The 16029-nt window shown below is 72.7% G+C and carries 11 protein-coding genes, 2 pseudogenes and 1 riboswitch; of the genes and pseudogenes, 3 read left to right on the top strand and 10 right to left on the bottom strand.

What is annotated here, in order from left to right; genetic code table 11:
• Positions 1–95, top strand: a pseudogene (locus ACIQ87_RS24320) (ABC transporter ATP-binding protein); the annotation flags it as partial.
• Positions 96–142: 47 nt separating this feature from the next.
• Positions 143–2701, top strand: coding sequence for an ABC transporter permease (locus ACIQ87_RS24315; RefSeq protein WP_402410037.1), 2559 nt, complete (start codon positions 143–145; stop codon positions 2699–2701).
• A 210-nt stretch (positions 2702–2911) separates the two neighbouring features.
• Here the strand turns inward: ACIQ87_RS24315 and ACIQ87_RS24310 are convergent, their stop codons facing one another.
• The 7 genes and pseudogenes from ACIQ87_RS24310 to ACIQ87_RS24280 form a co-directional block, all read right to left on the bottom strand.
• Positions 2912–4279, bottom strand: a complete 1368-nt coding sequence (locus ACIQ87_RS24310; protein WP_392873899.1) for an NAD(P)/FAD-dependent oxidoreductase — start codon at positions 4277–4279, stop codon at positions 2912–2914.
• A 430-nt stretch (positions 4280–4709) separates the two neighbouring features.
• Positions 4710–5651: an exopolyphosphatase gene (locus ACIQ87_RS24305; protein ID WP_402410035.1), complete on the bottom strand. Its 942-nt coding sequence runs from the start codon at positions 5649–5651 to the stop codon at positions 4710–4712.
• A gap of 143 nt (positions 5652–5794) precedes the next feature.
• Positions 5795–6334, bottom strand: a pseudogene (locus ACIQ87_RS24300) (DUF501 domain-containing protein); the annotation flags it as partial.
• A complete protein-coding gene (locus tag ACIQ87_RS24295) occupies positions 6306–6827 on the bottom strand; it encodes a septum formation initiator family protein (protein ID WP_402410034.1) in 522 nt (173 codons plus the stop codon). The gene ACIQ87_RS24295 and the pseudogene ACIQ87_RS24300, both read right to left, overlap by 29 nt.
• A 148-nt stretch (positions 6828–6975) precedes the next feature.
• Positions 6976–8262, bottom strand: a complete 1287-nt coding sequence (gene eno / locus ACIQ87_RS24290) for a phosphopyruvate hydratase (protein ID WP_402410032.1) — start codon at positions 8260–8262, stop codon at positions 6976–6978.
• Between the two features lie 308 nt (positions 8263–8570).
• The gene (locus tag ACIQ87_RS24285; RefSeq protein WP_402410031.1) at positions 8571–9464 is read right to left on the bottom strand and encodes a transglycosylase family protein; all 894 of its coding nucleotides are present in this window, start codon (positions 9462–9464) and stop codon (positions 8571–8573) included.
• Between the two features lie 5 nt (positions 9465–9469).
• Positions 9470–9636: riboswitch (cyclic di-AMP (ydaO/yuaA leader) on the bottom strand.
• 220 nt (positions 9637–9856) lie between these two features.
• Positions 9857–11206 (bottom strand): cytochrome P450, encoded by a 1350-nt coding sequence (locus ACIQ87_RS24280; protein WP_402410029.1) that lies wholly within the window; start codon positions 11204–11206, stop codon positions 9857–9859.
• A gap of 321 nt (positions 11207–11527) precedes the next feature.
• On the opposite strand from ACIQ87_RS24280, the gene ACIQ87_RS24275 reads away from it, so the two are divergent.
• On the top strand, positions 11528–11950 hold the full coding sequence (locus tag ACIQ87_RS24275) for an SDR family NAD(P)-dependent oxidoreductase (RefSeq protein ID WP_392873917.1): 423 nt from the start codon (positions 11528–11530) through the stop codon (positions 11948–11950).
• Between the two features lie 4 nt (positions 11951–11954).
• Here ACIQ87_RS24275 and ACIQ87_RS24270 read toward each other — a convergent pair whose 3' ends face one another.
• The 3 genes from ACIQ87_RS24270 to ACIQ87_RS24260 all read right to left on the bottom strand — a co-directional run bounded on the left by ACIQ87_RS24270 (position 11955) and on the right by ACIQ87_RS24260 (position 16028).
• Positions 11955–12983 (bottom strand): MazG family protein, encoded by a 1029-nt coding sequence (locus tag ACIQ87_RS24270; protein WP_402410028.1) that lies wholly within the window; start codon positions 12981–12983, stop codon positions 11955–11957.
• Positions 12984–13704: 721 nt separating this feature from the next.
• Entirely contained in the window at positions 13705–15336 is a 1632-nt protein-coding gene (locus ACIQ87_RS24265; protein ID WP_402410026.1) for a protein kinase, read from the bottom strand.
• Positions 15333–16028, bottom strand: coding sequence for a hypothetical protein (locus ACIQ87_RS24260; RefSeq protein ID WP_402410024.1), 696 nt, complete (start codon positions 16026–16028; stop codon positions 15333–15335). The genes ACIQ87_RS24265 and ACIQ87_RS24260 overlap by 4 nt, the downstream gene beginning before the upstream one ends.
• Between the last annotated feature and the right edge of the window lies 1 nt (position 16029).

Raw genomic sequence — 16029 nt, 5'->3', positions numbered from 1 at the left:
CCGACGGCCGCATCGTCGACGAGCTCCACCACCCCACCGCCGACACCGTCCTGGACCGCATGCGCCGCTTCGACGCCAAGGGCCGCACCAGCTGACACACCCGCAGCCGTAGCCCGCTCACCCATTCTTCCCAGGACACCCCATGTATCGCACCGCACTGCGCAACGTGCTGGCCCACAAGGGCCGACTGCTGATGACGGCGCTGGCCGTCATGCTCGGCACCGCCTTCGTGGCCGGCACCATGGTCTTCTCCGACACCTTCGGCAAGGCCATGCGGGACAGCAACTCCAAGAGCTACTCGGACGTCTCGGTCCAGGTGGTGGACCGCGCGGCGGGCTCCACCGCCTCCGCCCGGCAGAAGGGCGAGGGCGGCTCGGCCACCCTCACCGACGCCACCGTCCAGCAGCTGGCCGCCCTGCCGGGCACCGCCAACGCCCGCGGCGTGGTCAGCGGCTTCACCGGCGTCGCCGACAAGAAGGGCAACCTGATCGGCCAGGTCTGGGCCGCCAAGGGCGCCAACTTCACCCCCGGCCAGGACGGCAAGGACCCGCGCTACCCGATGGTCGAGGGCCAGGGCCCGAAGACCGCCAAGGAGGTCGCGCTCGACCGCAAGACCGCCGACAAGGCGGGCTACAAGGTCGGCGACACCGTCCGGGTCGCCGCCAACGGCCCGGTCGTCGAGGCGAAGCTCACCGGCGTCTTCACCACCGACGACCCGGTGGTGAACACCGGCGGCACGCTCACCCTGTTCGACAAGGCCACCGCCCAGCAGACCCTGCTGGAGCCGGGCCGCTACAGCAGCATCGTGCTCACCGCCAAGCCCGGCACCAGCCAGGACGCGCTGCTCGCCGAGGCCCAGCCCAAGGTGCCGTCCGGCCACCAGTTCGACGTCGAGACCGGCGCCAAGCTCAACGCCGACGAGCAGGAGATGATCACCAAGGCCACCGGCAGCATGCGCACCATGCTCCTGGTCTTCGCCTTCATCTCGCTCTTCGTCGGCATCTTCATCATCGCCAACACCTTCACCATGCTGGTCGCCCAGCGCACCAAGGAGCTGGCCCTGCTGCGCGCCATCGGCGCCAGCCGCAAGCAGGTCACCCGGTCCGTGCTGATCGAGGCCCTGCTGATCGGCACCGCCTCCGCCGTGGCCGGCCTGCTCGCCGGCGTCGGGATCGGCGCCGGGATGCAGTCGCTGATCGGCTCGCTGAACGAGAACATGCCGAACGGCTCGCTGGTGATCAAGCCGCTCACCGCCGTGGTGACGATCGTGGTCGGCGTCGTGGTGACGGTCCTGTCGGCCCTGCTGCCCGCCATGCGCGCCTCCCGGATCGCCCCGGTGGCCGCGATGAGCAGCGGCGACCAGCCGGTCTCCCAGAAGAGCCTGGTGGTCCGCAACACGATCGGCTCGGTGCTCGCCGGCGGCGGCCTCGCCCTGATCGGCTTCGGCGCCTCCACCGGCGACGACAGCGGCCGGCTGCCGGTCGGCGCCGGCGCCTTCCTGGCCCTGATCGGCGTGTTCGTCCTGCTGCCGCTGCTCTCCCGTCCGGTGGTCGCGCTGGTCGGCCCGCTGCTGCGCGGTCTCGGCGGCACCCCGGGCAGGCTCGCCCAGCAGAACGCGGTGCGCAACCCGCGCCGCACCGCGGCCACCGCGGCCGCGCTGACCATCGGTCTGACCCTGGTCACCGGGCTCACCGTGATCGGCGCCTCGGTCAACGACACCGTCGACCGGGCCGTCACCAGCGCGATGAAGGCCGACTACATCATCGGGGCCGCCAACAACATGAGCCTGTCCGAGCAGGTGCCCGCGCAGATCGCCAAGGCGCCCGGAGTGGCCGCCTCCTCGGCGCTGACGACCTCCTACTGGGACCTCAACGGCACCGGCACGACGATCAACGGCGTGGACCCGGCCAACCTCGACCAGCTCACCGACGTCAAGCTGACCGCCGGCTCCACCGCCAACCTCGCCAAGGGGCAGCTGCTGGTCAGCGAGGACACGGCCAAGAAGCTGAACACCACCACCGGCTCGGTCGTGAACGTGACCTTCCCGGACGAGTCCACCGGGCAGCTCACCATCGGCGGCGTGTACGAGAACGCCGGCGTGCTCGGCCGGACGCTGCTGGCCAACAGCGAGGTCGCCAAGCACGAACCGAAGCCGTACGTCTCCGAGGTCCTGGTCAAGGGCAAGGACGGCGCCACCGACGGCCTCAAGCAGGCCCTCAAGGACGCCACCGGCGCCAACCCGGTGATCGAGGTGAAGTCCAAGCAGGACGTCCGGGACGAGTTCAGCCAGACCATCACCTTCGCGCTGAACCTGATGTACGGCCTGCTGGGGATGGCGGTCCTGATCGCGATCCTGGGCGTGGTCAACACGCTGGCCATGTCGGTCTTCGAGCGCAAGCGCGAGATCGGGATGCTGCGGGCGATCGGCCTGGACCGCGGCGGCATCAAGCGGATGGTCCGTCTGGAGTCCGTGGTGATCTCGCTGTTCGGCGCCGGCATCGGCCTGGTGCTCGGCTGCTTCATCGCCTGGGCGGTCAACGGCACCCTGAAGTCCAGCCTCTCCGGCCTGACCACGGTCCTGCCGTACGGCCAGCTGGCGATGTTCCTGGCGCTGGCCGGGGTGGTCGGCCTGGTGGCCGCGATCTGGCCGGCCCGACGGGCGTCCAAGCTGGACATCCTGGAGAGCATCAAGACCGACTGACCGGCCGGGGCCGGCCGACCGCTCCCGGTCGGCCGGCCCCGGAACGAGAAAGGTCCCCTGCCGGAGGGTTTCGGCAGGGGACCTTCTACTTCTGTACTCCGCCCGGTCGCACGGCCGGCTGAGCACCACGGAGGTCGTGGTCCGGCAACGCTGCCGGGCGGAGGGCCTCCGACTCATACCCCGGTGCTCCCACACCGGGGTCTCAGTCGCTTACTTGCTGGCGAGTTCCTTGTCGGCGGCCGGCTTGGCGGCCTCGACGGGCTTGGTGGGCGGAGTGACCTCCTGGATCGGCAGCTGCGGCTTCTCCATCTGGGCGAGGCCGACCATCTCGCGCTTGAGGAACATCGCGAGCGTCCAGTCGGTGAAGACGCGCACCTTGCGGTTGAAGGTCGGCACCATCGCGCCGTGGTACAGGCGGTGGAACCACCAGGCCGGACGGCCCTTCAGCTTGTACTTGCCGAAGAGGATCGCCACGCCCTTGTGCAGGCCGAGACCGGCGACCGCACCCAGGTTCTTGTGCTTGTACTCCTTCTGCGGGAAGCCGCGCATGCCGGAGATCACGTTGTCGCCGAGGACGATGGCCTGGCGGCTGGCGTGCTGCGCGTTCGGCGGGCACCAGGCGCCCTCGCCCGCGGCGAGGTCCGGCACCTGGGCGTTGTCGCCGGCGGACCAGACGTAGTCGAAGCCCTGGACCTGCAGGGTCGGCGCGGTGTCGACGTGGCCGCGCGGGCCCAGCGGCAGGCCGAAGTTGGCCAGCACCGGGTTCGGCTTCACGCCGGCCGTCCACACGATGGTGGAGGCGTCCATCTCCATGCCGTTCTTCAGCATGACGTGGCCGTCGACGCAGGAGTCCATCGAGGTCTCGATGTAGACCTCGATGTTGCGCTCCTCGAGCTTCTCCTTGGTCCACAGACCGAGGTCCGGGCCCATCTCGGGGAGGATGCGGTTGGCCGCCTCGACCACGACGAAGCGCATGTCGTCGCGGCTGACCGTCTTGTACAGCTTGGCCGCGTCGCGGGCCATGTCCTCGACCTCGGCGACCGTCTCGATGCCGGCGAAGCCGCCACCGATCACCACGAAGGTCAGCGCCTTGCGGCGGATCTCCTCGTCCGTGGTGGACTCGGCCTTGTCGAGCTGGGCCATGACGTGGTTGCGGAGGCCGATGGCCTCCTCGACCGTCTTCATGCCGAGGCCGTTCTCCGCCAGACCCGGGATCGGGAAGGTGCGGGAGACCGAGCCGGTCGCGACAACCAGGTACTCGAACGGCAGCTCGTAGCTGTCGCCGGCCGCGGGCTGGATCGTGGCGACCTTGCGGGCGTGGTCGATGCCGGTGACGGACCCGGTCAGCACCTCCGCCTTCTTGAGGGTGCTGCGCAGCGGCGCGATGAGGTTGCGCGGCGCGACACTGCCGCCGGCCGCCTCGGGGAGGAAGGGCAGGTACGTCATGTACGACCGCGGGTCCACGACCGTGACGGTCGCTTCGCCGTAACGCATCTTCTTGAGGATGCGCATCGCGGCATACAGGCCGACGTAACCACCGCCGACAATGAGGATGCGAGGACGCTCCGTGGTGCTCATATCCGAAAGTATCCAGCACCGTCCGGAGCAGCCTTCGTGAGCCCGGTCACAAGTTGACGGACCCCCCGTGCTACACTGCGCGGCCGCAAAATCGGGCCCGGCGCGGCGGCCCCCACCCCCGGGCGGCCCCGCGCGAACGTTCGCCGGAGCACCCCCGGCCTGAGCAGCAACGATCCGCACACCGCCTGGGTTCCCGCGCGTGATTTCGATTTTCAAACCTCAAACGAGGCCTGACCTGCGATCCCATGGGCCACCCGCCCGACGGACCTTCGGTCCCACATTTCGGACGTAGCGGGCGAGCCGGTGTGACGAATGACCCGATCGCCATGTGAAGAAATTCACGAACTTTCCCACCCGCGTGCGGGCGCGCCAGGGCCCCGACACCCCCCGAAAGGGTGCCGGGGCCGTGGCGGGTAAGCCCCGCACGGGGTCAGGAGGCGATACCGAAGGCGATCCCGTCGAGGATGTCGTGCTCGCTCACGACCACCTCGGCGGCGCCGGTGCGCTCCATGATCTCCAGCAGCTCCAGCGCTCCGGCCGCGATCACGTCCACCCGGCCCGGGTGCATCGACGGGATGGCCGCGCGCTCGGCGTGGCCGGCGGCCAGCAGCTCCCGGGTGATCTCGGCGACCCGCTCCCGGCTGATCCGGGAGTGGTGGATCGCCACCGAGTCGTAGCCGGGCAGGCCCTGGGCGATCGCGGACACCGTGGTGACCGTCCCGGCCAGGCCCACCAGGGTGCCCGCGCCGGTCAGCGGGACGACCTCCTCGGCCCGGTCCAGCTCGGCGCGCACATGCGCCCGGGCCGCCTCGACCTGCTCCTCGGAGGGCAGCTCGGCGTCCCCGAAGTACCGCTCGGTGAGCCGCACGCAGCCGATGTTCACCGAGCGCGCGGCCTGCACGTCGTCCGTGCCGAGCACGAACTCGGTGGAGCCGCCGCCGAGGTCGAAGACCAGGTACGGGCCGGGGAACTGACCGCCGGTCAGCTCCTTGGTGGCGCCCACGAAGGAGAGGTGCGCCTCCTCCTCGCCGCTCACCACCTCGGGCTCGACGCCCAGGATGTCGCGCACGCCCTTGACGTACTCGTCGCTGTTCTCGGCGTCCCGGGAGGCGCTGGTGGCGACGAAGCGGACCCGCTCGGGGCCGACGCCGAAGCCGGAGATGATCTCCTGGTACTCCCGGCAGGCCGCGAAGGTGCGGGCCAGCGCGTCCGGGTGCAGCCGGCCGGTCTGGTCCACGCCCTGACCCAGCCGGTTGACGATCATCCGGCGGTCGAGGTCGGTGATCTCCCCGGTGTCCGGGTCGAGGTCGGCGACCAGCAGACGGATCGAGTTGGTGCCGCAGTCGATCGCGGCGACGCGGGTCGTGCTCACTCGGACTCCTGCTCCGTCGCGGCGTCCCCGGCGGCGGCCTCCTCGGCGGCGCGCTTCTTCGCGGCGCGCTCGGCGGTCAGCTGCTGCTTGGCGGCGATCACCGCGTCGTGGTCCTGCCCCTTGGCGCGGTTGCGGGCGACCCGCTCACCGGCGGCCTCGACCTCGGCCGGGGAGACGCACGGGCCCTTGGCCCACCAGTCCTCCAGCATGCCGAGCGCCTCGTCGCCGAGCGGGTTGACGCCCTCGCCGGCCGCCAGCGAGTGGCCGACCAGCACGTGCAGGCACTTCACCCGGTCCGGCATGCCGCCGGCGCTCGGGAAGCCCTCCAGCACCTCGATCGCATCACGCCGGGCGATGTAGTCCTCGTGCGCCTTCTGGTAGGCGGCGGCCAGCTCCGGGTCCTCGGCGAGCCGGGCGCTCTGGTCCTTCATCACGCCCTCCGCCTCCAGGGTGCCGATCAGCGAGGCGGCCTTGGGGCAGGTCAGGTAGTAGAGCGTCGGGAACGGCGTGCCGTCCGGCAGACGGGGGGCCGTCTCCACGACGTCGGGGTTGCCGCAGGGGCAGCGGTGCGCCACGCCGCGCAGGCCGCGCGGGACCCGGCCGAGCTGGGCGGCGATGGCCGCGACGTCGGCGTCGGAGACGGTGGGGTGGTTCTCAGTGGTCATGGGGGGAGGTGTCTCCAACGGGGGACGGTGGGAGGGGAAGGGGGGTGGCGGGGACCGCCGCGGCGGTGTCGGCGGCGTCCACCGAGTCCCAGATGCTGGCGTACCAGGGTTTGGCGGCCATCGCCTGGCCGGTGGCGCTTCCGGGGGCCGCGTTCCGGGCGGAGGCCGCACCGGCCGCGGACGAGGAGGGCTGGGCGGAGCCCTGGCCGGCCGGGTCCACCGCGATGTACGGGGTCTCCCCCGGCACCGCGTAGTGCAGCCGGGCGCGGGCCTGCGCCTTGACGTACTCCGGGTCCTGCCAGCGGGCCCGCTCCCGGCGCAGCTGCTCGACCTGCTGGCGCGCGTGGTCGGCCTTCGCCCGCTGGGCGGAGATCTCGGCGCGCTGGGAGATGAACTGCCGCGTCGGGTAGGCGAGGATCGCCACCAGGGAGCAGAGCACCAGGACGAGGACGGTCGCCCGGCTCGTGAACCGGGGCCGGGCCGCCAAGCCCGGGATCCTCCAGCCAGCCATCTCCCGTATCCCCTCCTGGTCGCGACGGTGCCCCGCCGTCCACCCTACGGGGTGAACGGCGGGGCACCGGTCAGGCGTGCGCTACCGGGAGCACTCGGCCCCCGGGCCCGGGGCGCTCAGCCCCGGACTCGCCGTACTGATCCGCTGGTCACTCGGCGGAGCGGAAGCGCGGGAAGGCGCCGCGGCCGGCGTACTCGGCGGCGTCGTCGAGGATCTCCTCGATGCGCAGCAGCTGGTTGTACTTGGCGACGCGCTCGGAGCGGGCCGGGGCGCCGGTCTTGATCTGGCCGCAGTTGGTGGCGACGGCCAGGTCGGCGATGGTGACGTCCTCGGTCTCGCCGGAGCGGTGCGACATCATGCAGCGGTAGCCGTTGCGCTGGGCCAGCTCGACGGCGTCCAGGGTCTCGGTCAGCGAGCCGATCTGGTTCACCTTCACCAGCAGCGCGTTGGCGGTGCCGGTCTCGATGCCGCGGGCCAGGCGGGCCGGGTTGGTGACGAACAGGTCGTCGCCGACCAGCTGGACCTTGTCGCCCAGCTTCTCGGTCATGGCCTTCCAGCCGTCCCAGTCCGACTCGTCCAGCGGGTCCTCGATGGAGACCAGCGGGTAGGCGGCGACCAGCTCGGCGTAGTACTCGATGAGCTCGGCGGCGGTGAGCTCCTTGCCCTCGAAGTGGTAGGCGCCGTCCTCGTAGAACTCGGAGGAGGCGACGTCCAGGGCCAGCGCGACGTCACGGCCGGGCACGTAGCCGGCCTTCTTGATGGCCTCGACGATGAGGTCCAGGGCCTCGCGGTTGGAGTCCAGGTTCGGGGCGAAGCCGCCCTCGTCGCCCAGACCGGTGGACAGGCCGCGCTCCTTCAGCACGCCCTTGAGCGTGTGGTAGACCTCGACGCCCCAGCGGACGGCCTCGGAGAAGGACTCCGCACCGATCGGGGCGATCATGAACTCCTGGATGTCGACGTTGGAGTCGGCGTGCGACCCACCGTTGAGGATGTTCATCATCGGGACCGGCAGGACGTGCGCGTTCGGGCCGCCCAGGTAGCGGAACAGCGGCAGGTCGCTGGCCTCGGAGGCGGCGTGCGCGACGGCCAGCGAGACGCCCAGGATGGCGTTGGCGCCGAGCGAGGACTTGTCCGGGGTGGCGTCCAGGTCCAGCATGGCCTGGTCGATCAGGCGCTGCTCGGTGGCGTCGTAGCCGACCAGCTCCGGGCCGATCTGCTCGATGACGGCCAGGACGGCCTTCTCGACGCCCTTGCCGAAGTAGCGGTTCTTGTCGCCGTCGCGCAGCTCCAGCGCCTCGAAGGCGCCGGTGGAGGCACCCGACGGGACAGCGGCACGACCCGTGCTGCCGTCGTCGAGGCCGACCTCGACCTCGACCGTGGGGTTGCCGCGCGAATCGAGGATCTCACGGGCTACGACGACATCGATGGACGGCACGAGGCATCTCCTTGCGGAAGCAGGGTCCGGTCTGACGGTGGGTGCTGTCAGCAGGACGATTGCGGAGTCGTTACGACCAGAGCCTAACCGCCCGGGCTCCCGGGGCCACCTCCACCTCGGTTCCGTCTCAGCGTGTGGCCCCACTACCCACCGGTAGTTCACCTGCTTGTCCCAGCTTGTCCCACCGGCGCGGGCGAATGCGGACGAAGGGGACCGGTAGGACCGGTCCCCTTCGGACGGCGGGGCGGAGCGGCACCGACGCCGGGTCACGGCGGGGGCGGTGACCGGGGTGACGGCGGTGCGGGGGCTCAGCCGAGGTGCAGCACCTGGCCGGGCATTATCAGGTTCGGGTCGCCGCCGACGGTGGCGTGGTTCTGCTCGTACAGCGCGTTCCAGCCGCCGGACACGCCCTGGGCGGCGGCGATGGTCGACAAGGTGTCCCCGGCGCGGACGGTGTAGTCGTGGCCGGCGGCCTGCGGGGCCTGCTGGGCGGCGCGCGGGGCGTACTGCGGCTGGGCGGCGGCCTGGCCGGCGTACTGCTGGTAGACGCTCTGGTGGCTGGTCCAGTACCAGGCGCCGTTGTTCTGGTACCAGAACACCTTGGCGTCGGCGTCCCAGCCGGCCTTGCCGGAGAAGCCCGGGGTCTGCGGCTGCGCCTGCTGCTGCGGGGCGGCCTGCTGGACCGGCTGCGCGGCGGGCTTCTGCACCGGCTTCTGGGCGGCGGGCTGCTGCGCGGCCGGCTTGGCGGCGGGCTTCGGGGTCTGCTGCTTGGGGGCGGACTGCGGCTTGGCGTCCGAGGAGGTGTCGACCACGGCCGCGGCGCCACCCTTGGTCAGACCCGCCTTCTGGGAGCAGACCGGCCAGGCGCCCGGCCCCTGCGAGGCCAGCACCTTCTCGGCGACCGAGATCTGCTGGGCCTTGCTGGCCTGGTTGGCCTGCGACGCGTAGGCGGTGCCGCCGTACGCCTTCCAGGTGCTGGAGGTGAACTGGAGGCCGCCGTAGAAGCCGTTGCCGGTGTTGATGCTCCAGTTGCCGCCGCTCTCGCACTGGGCGACGGCGTCCCAGGTGGAGGCCGGGGCGGCGGAGGCGCCGGTGGCGGTGAGGAGCGGCATCGCGAGTCCGACGCCGGCCACACCGGCGACGGCGATGGCCTTCTCGGCCTGGGTGCGACGACGGTGACGGCCAGTTCCAACGAACAGCATGAAGAGGTCCCTCTCCGCACGCCTGCGAGGTGAGCTGTCGGGTTCGGACCGGGAGGTGGCCCGGCCGCCGTACGCGGAAACGATTCCGCTCGGGCGGCTTCACCCCAAGCCGTGGGAGACGGCAACAAACCTGGTTCCCCCGCCCCTGCCCAGGGTCTGGTCGGTTTCCCGGGCGCGGCGGGCAGGATTCGGCGTTCCGCGCACGAGGTCCGCAGCTGCGAACTCCAGGGAGAGTAGACAGATCATCAGGACAATCACAAGCTCATATCGTCGATATCACACGACAATTACGGCCCGTGTTCAATCGCCTACCAACGGCGGTGTTATGTCCGGATTGATGGGTGTTCACACCCCCGTCGGCGGGCGATCGGCGACGTCCCGTCAGCGTGATCTCAGCACGTCGGAGGCGTTCGAGGGGCCTGTGGAGGGGTGTGCGGAGAGGCCTGTGGAGGCGTGTGCGGAGAGCGGCTCTCCGGGCTGAATTCCACCGGTAGTTCGCGCAGCCCACGCATGATCAGGCCACCGCGCCAGCGCAGGTCGTCCGGGCTCTGCGCGAGCCGCAGGTCGGGCAGCCGGGAAAGCAGCGTGGCCAGCGCGGCACGCCCCTCCAGCCGGGCGAGCGGAGCGCCGATGCAGTAGTGGATGCCGTGCCCGAAGCCCAGGTGGGGATTGTCCGTCCGGGACAGGTCCAGGGTGTTCTCGGCGGCGAACCTGGCCGGGTCGCGGTCCGCCGCGGCCAGCACCACCAGCACCGGGTCGCCGACCGGGATGTCCACCCCGCCGATGGTCAGCGGACGGGTCGCGAACCGCCAGGTCGCCAGCTCCACCGGCCCGTCGTAGCGCAGGAGTTCCTCGATCCCGGTCTCCAGCAGCGCGCTCTCCCCGCGCGCCACCGACTCCTGCAGCAGCCAGCGCTGCTCCGGGTTGCGCAGCAGCGCGTAGGTGCCGTTGCCGATCAGGTTCACGGTCGTCTCGAAGCCCGCGAACAGGAGGATGAAGGCCATCGCCGCGGCCTCGTTCTCCGTCAGGTGCTCGCCGTGGTCACTGGCCCGGATCAGACCGGAGATCAGGTCGTCCCCGAGGTCCGCGCGCTTGCGGTGGATCAGCTCCAGCAGGTACGCCCGCATCCGCTTCACCGCCCGCCCCACGCCGCCGCGCCGGCCGCCGCCGTGCCGGATCATCATCCCGGCCCAGTCGCGGAAGTCGTCCTGGTCCTCGGCCGGCACCCCGAGCATGTCGCAGATCGCGTAGATGGGGAGCGGGAAGGCGAACTCGTGGATCAGGTCCGCCGAGCCGCGCTGCGCGAAGCCGTCGATCAGCCGGTCGGTGAGCTGCTGCACCCGCGGCTCGAACTCGGCCACCCGGCGCGGCGTGAACGCCTTCGACACCAGGCGGCGCAGCCGGGTGTGGTCCGGCGGGTCGATGTTCAGCAGGTGGGTCATCAGGTCCGCCTGCCGCTCCCCCGGGATGCCCACCCGGCCGGTGCGGTGCGCCTGCTCGCTGTGGTGCGCCGGGTTCTTCGACAGCCGGCTGTCCGCGAGCGCCTGCCGGGCGTCCGCGTACCTGGTCACCAGCCAGGCCTCCACCCCGCTCGGCAGGGTGGTGCGGTGCACCGGGGCGTGCTCGCGCAGCCAGGCGTAGGCGGGGTACGGGTCGGAGGCGAACTCCCAGGTGAACAGCTGCGGGGCGGGGGTGTCGCAGGACGCGGCGGCGGGCCGGGCGGGGTCGGGCTGAGCTGGCATGGACCGACCGTATCCGGTGCGACGGGCGCACCCGCCCTCCGGCGGGCCGCGCCCGTCGGGCGGCGCTCCGCGGCGGCGTCGTGACCGGGGCATGACCGGGCCACGGCCGGCTCATGGACGGGCCGTAGCCGGGCCGTTGACCGTCCGTGGCGGGGTCGTGGACGGTCCGTGGACAGCTCTTGGCCGACTCTTGGCCGCGGGGCGGGCGTGAGCCTGGTCACCTGAGGGGTAATCCCTGTCGCGGAGGGTCAGGACGTGCCTACGATCCTCCGCAGTACGCGTGGGCGCCGGTGCGGTGTCGTCCACAGGGAGGAGCAGGCCATGCGGGTCAGCGGGTCAGTCGTCGTCATCGCGGTCCTCGACGGCGGGTCGGGCGCGGGCCTCGCCCGCCGGTTCTCCGCGGCCGGCGCCGCCGGAATGCTGATCGCCGACCAGTACGTCGGCGTCGCCGAGGACCTCGCCACCGAACTCGACCGGCCGGGCTGCCCCGTCGTCGGCGTCTGCGGCGACATCCGCCGCCCCAGCGACGTCGCCGCCCTCGTGGACACCGCCGAGAAGCACCTCGGGCCGATCGACCTGTTCGCCGTCGCCGGCCCGGGCGGCGAGCGGATCATCTCGCTGGCCGACCTGCCCGACCACCTCGACCTGGAGCGGCTCGCCGAACTCGTCCTCCTCGTCGGCGAGGCCATCGGCGAACTCGTCCCGCCGCAGCGGCGCCCGGAGCACACCGCCACGGCGGCCTGAGCGCCTACTCCCCGTCCGGCTCGAGACCCTCGGCCGCGCGCACCCCGTCCCGGTAACCGCGCGCGGCCGACCGCAGCGCCGCGTCCACGTCCACCCCGGCGTCGTGGGCCCGCTGCACCACCGCGAGCAGCAGTCGGCCCGCCGAGTCGGCGGTCAGCTCGGCGGGCAGCTCGTACGGCTCGTCCGGCATCCCGGTGAACCCGGACCGGCGCACCCGGGACACCAGCTTCGCCGCGTACGCCAGCGCGGGCAGCCCGGCCGGCACGCCGTCCAGCACCGACTCGCGGTCCGCCTTCTCGGCCGCCTTCAGCTGCTCCCAGTTCGCCTCCGCCTCGGTGGCACCCTCGACCTCGACGTTCCCGAACACGTGCGGATGCCGGTACATCAGCTTCTCGACGATGTCCCCGGCCACGTCGTCGACGGTGAACGGGTCGGTCGGGTGCTCCTCGGCGATCCGGGAGTGGAAGAACACCTGGAACAGGACGTCGCCCAGCTCCTCGCGCAGCGTCTGCCGCTCCCCGTCCTCGATCGCCTCGACCAGCTCGTACGCCTCCTCGACCAGGTACTTCACCAGGGTCTCGTGCGTCTGCTCGGCGTCCCAGGGGCAACCGCCCGGGGAGCGCAGCCGGTCCATCACCGTCACCAGGTCCAGCAGCCGCGACCCCGGCAGGTCGTACGAACCGGGCAGCACCTCGATCTCGGGCACCTCACCGGCCCGCTCCACCGCGAGCCGCGCCAGCGCGTCGGTCAGCCCCGGATCCCCGTCCGGGCTGCCCAGCCACACCGTCGGCCCGCCCCCGGCCGGCTGCCCGGTCAGCAGCCGCGCCAACGCGGGCGCCGACCCGGCCGGCACGACCTCCACGCCCACCCCGGCCTGCCGCACCGCCGCCACCTGCGGATGCCCCTCGTCCCCCACCAACACCCGCCCCGCCGACCGCAACGCCTCCCACGCCGGCCACGCCAGCAGCCCGGGAGCCACCCGGTGGGTGGTGGTCAGGAGGATCAACTTCGCGCCCGGAACATTCGTCGTCACACCCCGAACCTACCTCCGCCCCCGGGCACGCCCCCACCAGCGCAGAACGTCGAACCCGCCGACTTCCCACGCCCTCGGTCTCGCCGGCCAGTCCCGCCGCGACACGGGAAGTCGGCCCAGCCGGCTTCCCACTCCGGCCCCCACCCCACCCCGGGCCGACACCTCGACCAAGCCCGCACCCGCACACGAAGCCGAGCCCGCCGACTTCCCCTCCCAGACGCCGCCCTGCTTCTCCGCAAGCCACCAGCACGAAAAGTCGGCCCGGTCGACTTCCTGATCCGAGATGGCGGCGCCCTCCGTCGGGAGTGGAGAGCGGCCGTGGCATGCGCGTTCGGCGACCGGGCTGGCGGGTGGCAGCGCCTGGGACACGTGGAGGCCCAAGGGGGCTGGAGCTGTTCATGGCGATCAGAAGAGGCGCAGGGCCAACGCCCGGAGCCGGCGCGGTGCGCCCGTGCCGAAGGCTCCGAACCGGCACAGCGGCAGCCTCCGTGGCACACACACGTCGTACCAGCCGGGAGGGGCACCGGGGCAACGTCCCGGGACGGGCGCGGGGCGCCCGTGCCGAGGGCGCCCGAACCAGCACGGCAGCAGCGGCAGCCGCCGCGGCACACACAGGGCGTGACAGCCGGAAGAGGCGCAGGAACCAACGCGCCGAGGGCGAGACGGAGGGCCACACCACCACGCCAGGGGTGCCCGTGCCGGGGCCAGGGGGCGGGGTGGGTCAGCGGGGTGTCGGGGGCCAGGGGGTGGAGGTGGGGGTGAGGGTGGAGAGGGTCTGGCGGAGGCGGCGGACGGTGGGGTGGTGGGGGCCGTCGCGGCGTTCGCGGTCGAGGAGGAGGGGGAGCAGCCACTGCCAGGCGTTCTGGGGGTCGCCGGTGGCGGCGAGGTGGAGGCCGATGCGTTCGCGGAGGTCGTAGCTGCGCTCGGGGTCGGTGTCGAGGCCGGATTCGAGGCGGGCGGTGTGGGTGGTGAGGAGGGCCTGGTACTCGGCGAGGGCTTCGGGTCCGTGGCCGAGCCGGTCGAGGCAGATCGCGGCGCGGTAGCGGTGGTCGAGGCCCTGGGGGCCGTGCGGGCCGCCGTCGGCGGTGGCGGCGAGGCGGCGGTATTCGGGGAGGGCCTGCTGGGGGTGGCCCTCGTGCAGGAGGGTGCGGGCGTAGATGGTGCGGATGGTGCGCACCAGGGGCGCGGCGTCGCCGAGTTCGGCCTCGGCCCGGGGCAGCAGGCGGGCGGCGAGGCCGAGCACCTCGGTGTGGCGGCCGGCGTCGACCAGGTCGGAGAGCCGGGCGCATTCGGCGCCGAGGTCCGGGCCCGCGGGGACGGGGGGCGGTGTCGGAGGGGCGGCGGGCGGCATGAGGAAGGGCCGCGGCTCGGAGCGGACGGGCGGCACCGGGGTGGCCGGCGCGGCCGGCGGCTGTGGCTGGTGCGGGTACCGGAAGGGGCGGGCCGGGTCCGGCAGCGGGGTGTAGCGGGGCTGCGGGGTGCCGTCGGCCGGGGGCAGCAGCGGGAGCAGCCGCGTGTGGACGGTCCAGGCGTCGGCGGGGCGGTCGGCGGGCTGCTTGGCGAGCAGGTCGAGCACCAGCTGCTCCAGCGGCTGCGGCACCTCGGGGCGCAACTGCCGTAGCGGGACGGGTGGTTCGTCGACGTGCCGGCGCAGGACGCCGAGCGCGGTGGGGGCCCGGAACGGCTCCTCGCCGGCGAGCATCTCGTGCAGCAGGCAGCCGAGCGCGTAGAGGTCGCTGCGCGGGTCGGTGGTGGCGGCGAGGGCCTGTTCGGGGGCCATGTAGGAGGGGCTGCCGACGGGCACGCCGGTGAGGGTGAGCCGGGTGGTCTCGGTGTCGAGGGCGGTGGCGATGCCGAGGTCGAGCAGGACGGTGCGGCCGTCCTCACGGACCATGACGTTGCTCGGCTTGAGGTCGCGGTGGACCACCGGGATGGCGTGGACGGCGGCCAGCGCGGCGCACAGTTGCGCGGCGACGGCCGCGGCGCGCTCGATCGGGAAGGGCGCGTCCTCGGCGATGAGATCGGCCAGGCTGACTCCGGGGATGCGCTGCATGACGAGGTAGAGCTCGCCCTCGTCCTCGCCCGCGTCGAAAACGGTGACCAGCCCGGGGTGGTCGAGCGCGGCGGTGACCCGGCACTCGCGCAGGAAGCGGCGGCGCAACTCGTCGCCGTGTCCGGCCCGTTCGCCACCGGCGCCGGTCCCACCGGGGAGCAGGTGCTCGGGGCGGAGCAACTTGACCGCGACCGGGCGGAGCAGCCGTTCGTCCTGGCCGGCCCAGACCTGGCCCATGCCGCCGTGGCCGATCTTCTCGGTGAGCCGGTAGCGACCGGCGATGAGCCGGGCGGCGGTCACGGCCGGTCCTCGCGGGCCTGGCGGCGCAGCAACTCGCCCAGCTCGCGCAGGTCGTGGGCGGTCTCGGGAGCCTGCACGGAGGGGGCCTGCGCCGCGGAAGCCTGCACGGAGGGACCCTGCACCGAGCGGGGCGCGACCGAGGGGCCGGGGGCCGCCGGCGCGGGCACCCCGTACCCGGGCACGGTCGCCGCGTACGGCGAGCCGTTCGGCGCCGCGTACGGCGAAACGGCCTGCGGCACCGCGTACGGCACGGCCGACGGCACGGCCCGCGGCGCGGGCGGCCCGGCCAGCCAGACCGCGCGGCTGTCCATCACCAGGAAGTGCGCCGTCGGCAGGAGCCACAGCACGGCCAGCGTGATCTGGCCGGTGGTGTCGGCGGTGGGGTTCTTCAGGCTGCCCGCGACCCCGGCGGAGACGACCATGGCGAGCAGCAGCGCGCAGAACACCGCCGCACCCGCGATGTCGTACGCCCGCCGGCGGCGGACCGCCAGCAGTAGCGAGGGGACGGCCCCGAGCAGGCCGAAGGTGAGCAGCGGGGCCAGCGCGCACAGGACGCGCGCGACCACCCCGAACCGCCCCGGAATCGGAGCCTGCCCGGCCACCGGCGCCGGCGCGGGAACCGGCCCCTGCCCCGGCCCGTACGGCGTTCCGCCGGGCGGCGGTCCGAACTGCCCGGGGTGGTGCCCTGACATG

Source organism: Kitasatospora sp. NPDC096204 (assembly GCF_044763205.1).
GTDB lineage: Bacteria > Actinomycetota > Actinomycetes > Streptomycetales > Streptomycetaceae > Kitasatospora.
The sequence above is the reverse complement of the archived record's forward strand: the minus strand, read 5'-3'. Positions and strand labels throughout refer to the sequence as shown.

What these genes read in the sequence shown, in the direction of transcription:
- ACIQ87_RS24315 (WP_402410037.1), top strand. Translation starts at nt 143, where the DNA reads ATGTATCGCACCGCACTGCGCAACGTGCTGGCCCACAAGGGCCGACTG.
- ACIQ87_RS24310 (WP_392873899.1), bottom strand. Translation starts at nt 4,279, where the DNA reads ATGAGCACCACGGAGCGTCCTCGCATCCTCATTGTCGGCGGTGGTTAC.
- ACIQ87_RS24295 (WP_402410034.1), bottom strand. Translation starts at nt 6,827, where the DNA reads ATGGCTGGCTGGAGGATCCCGGGCTTGGCGGCCCGGCCCCGGTTCACG.
- ACIQ87_RS24285 (WP_402410031.1), bottom strand. Translation starts at nt 9,464, where the DNA reads ATGCTGTTCGTTGGAACTGGCCGTCACCGTCGTCGCACCCAGGCCGAG.
- ACIQ87_RS24280 (WP_402410029.1), bottom strand. Translation starts at nt 11,206, where the DNA reads ATGCCAGCTCAGCCCGACCCCGCCCGGCCCGCCGCCGCGTCCTGCGAC.
- ACIQ87_RS24275 (WP_392873917.1), top strand. Translation starts at nt 11,528, where the DNA reads ATGCGGGTCAGCGGGTCAGTCGTCGTCATCGCGGTCCTCGACGGCGGG.
- ACIQ87_RS24260 (WP_402410024.1), bottom strand. Translation starts at nt 16,028, where the DNA reads ATGTCAGGGCACCACCCCGGGCAGTTCGGACCGCCGCCCGGCGGAACG.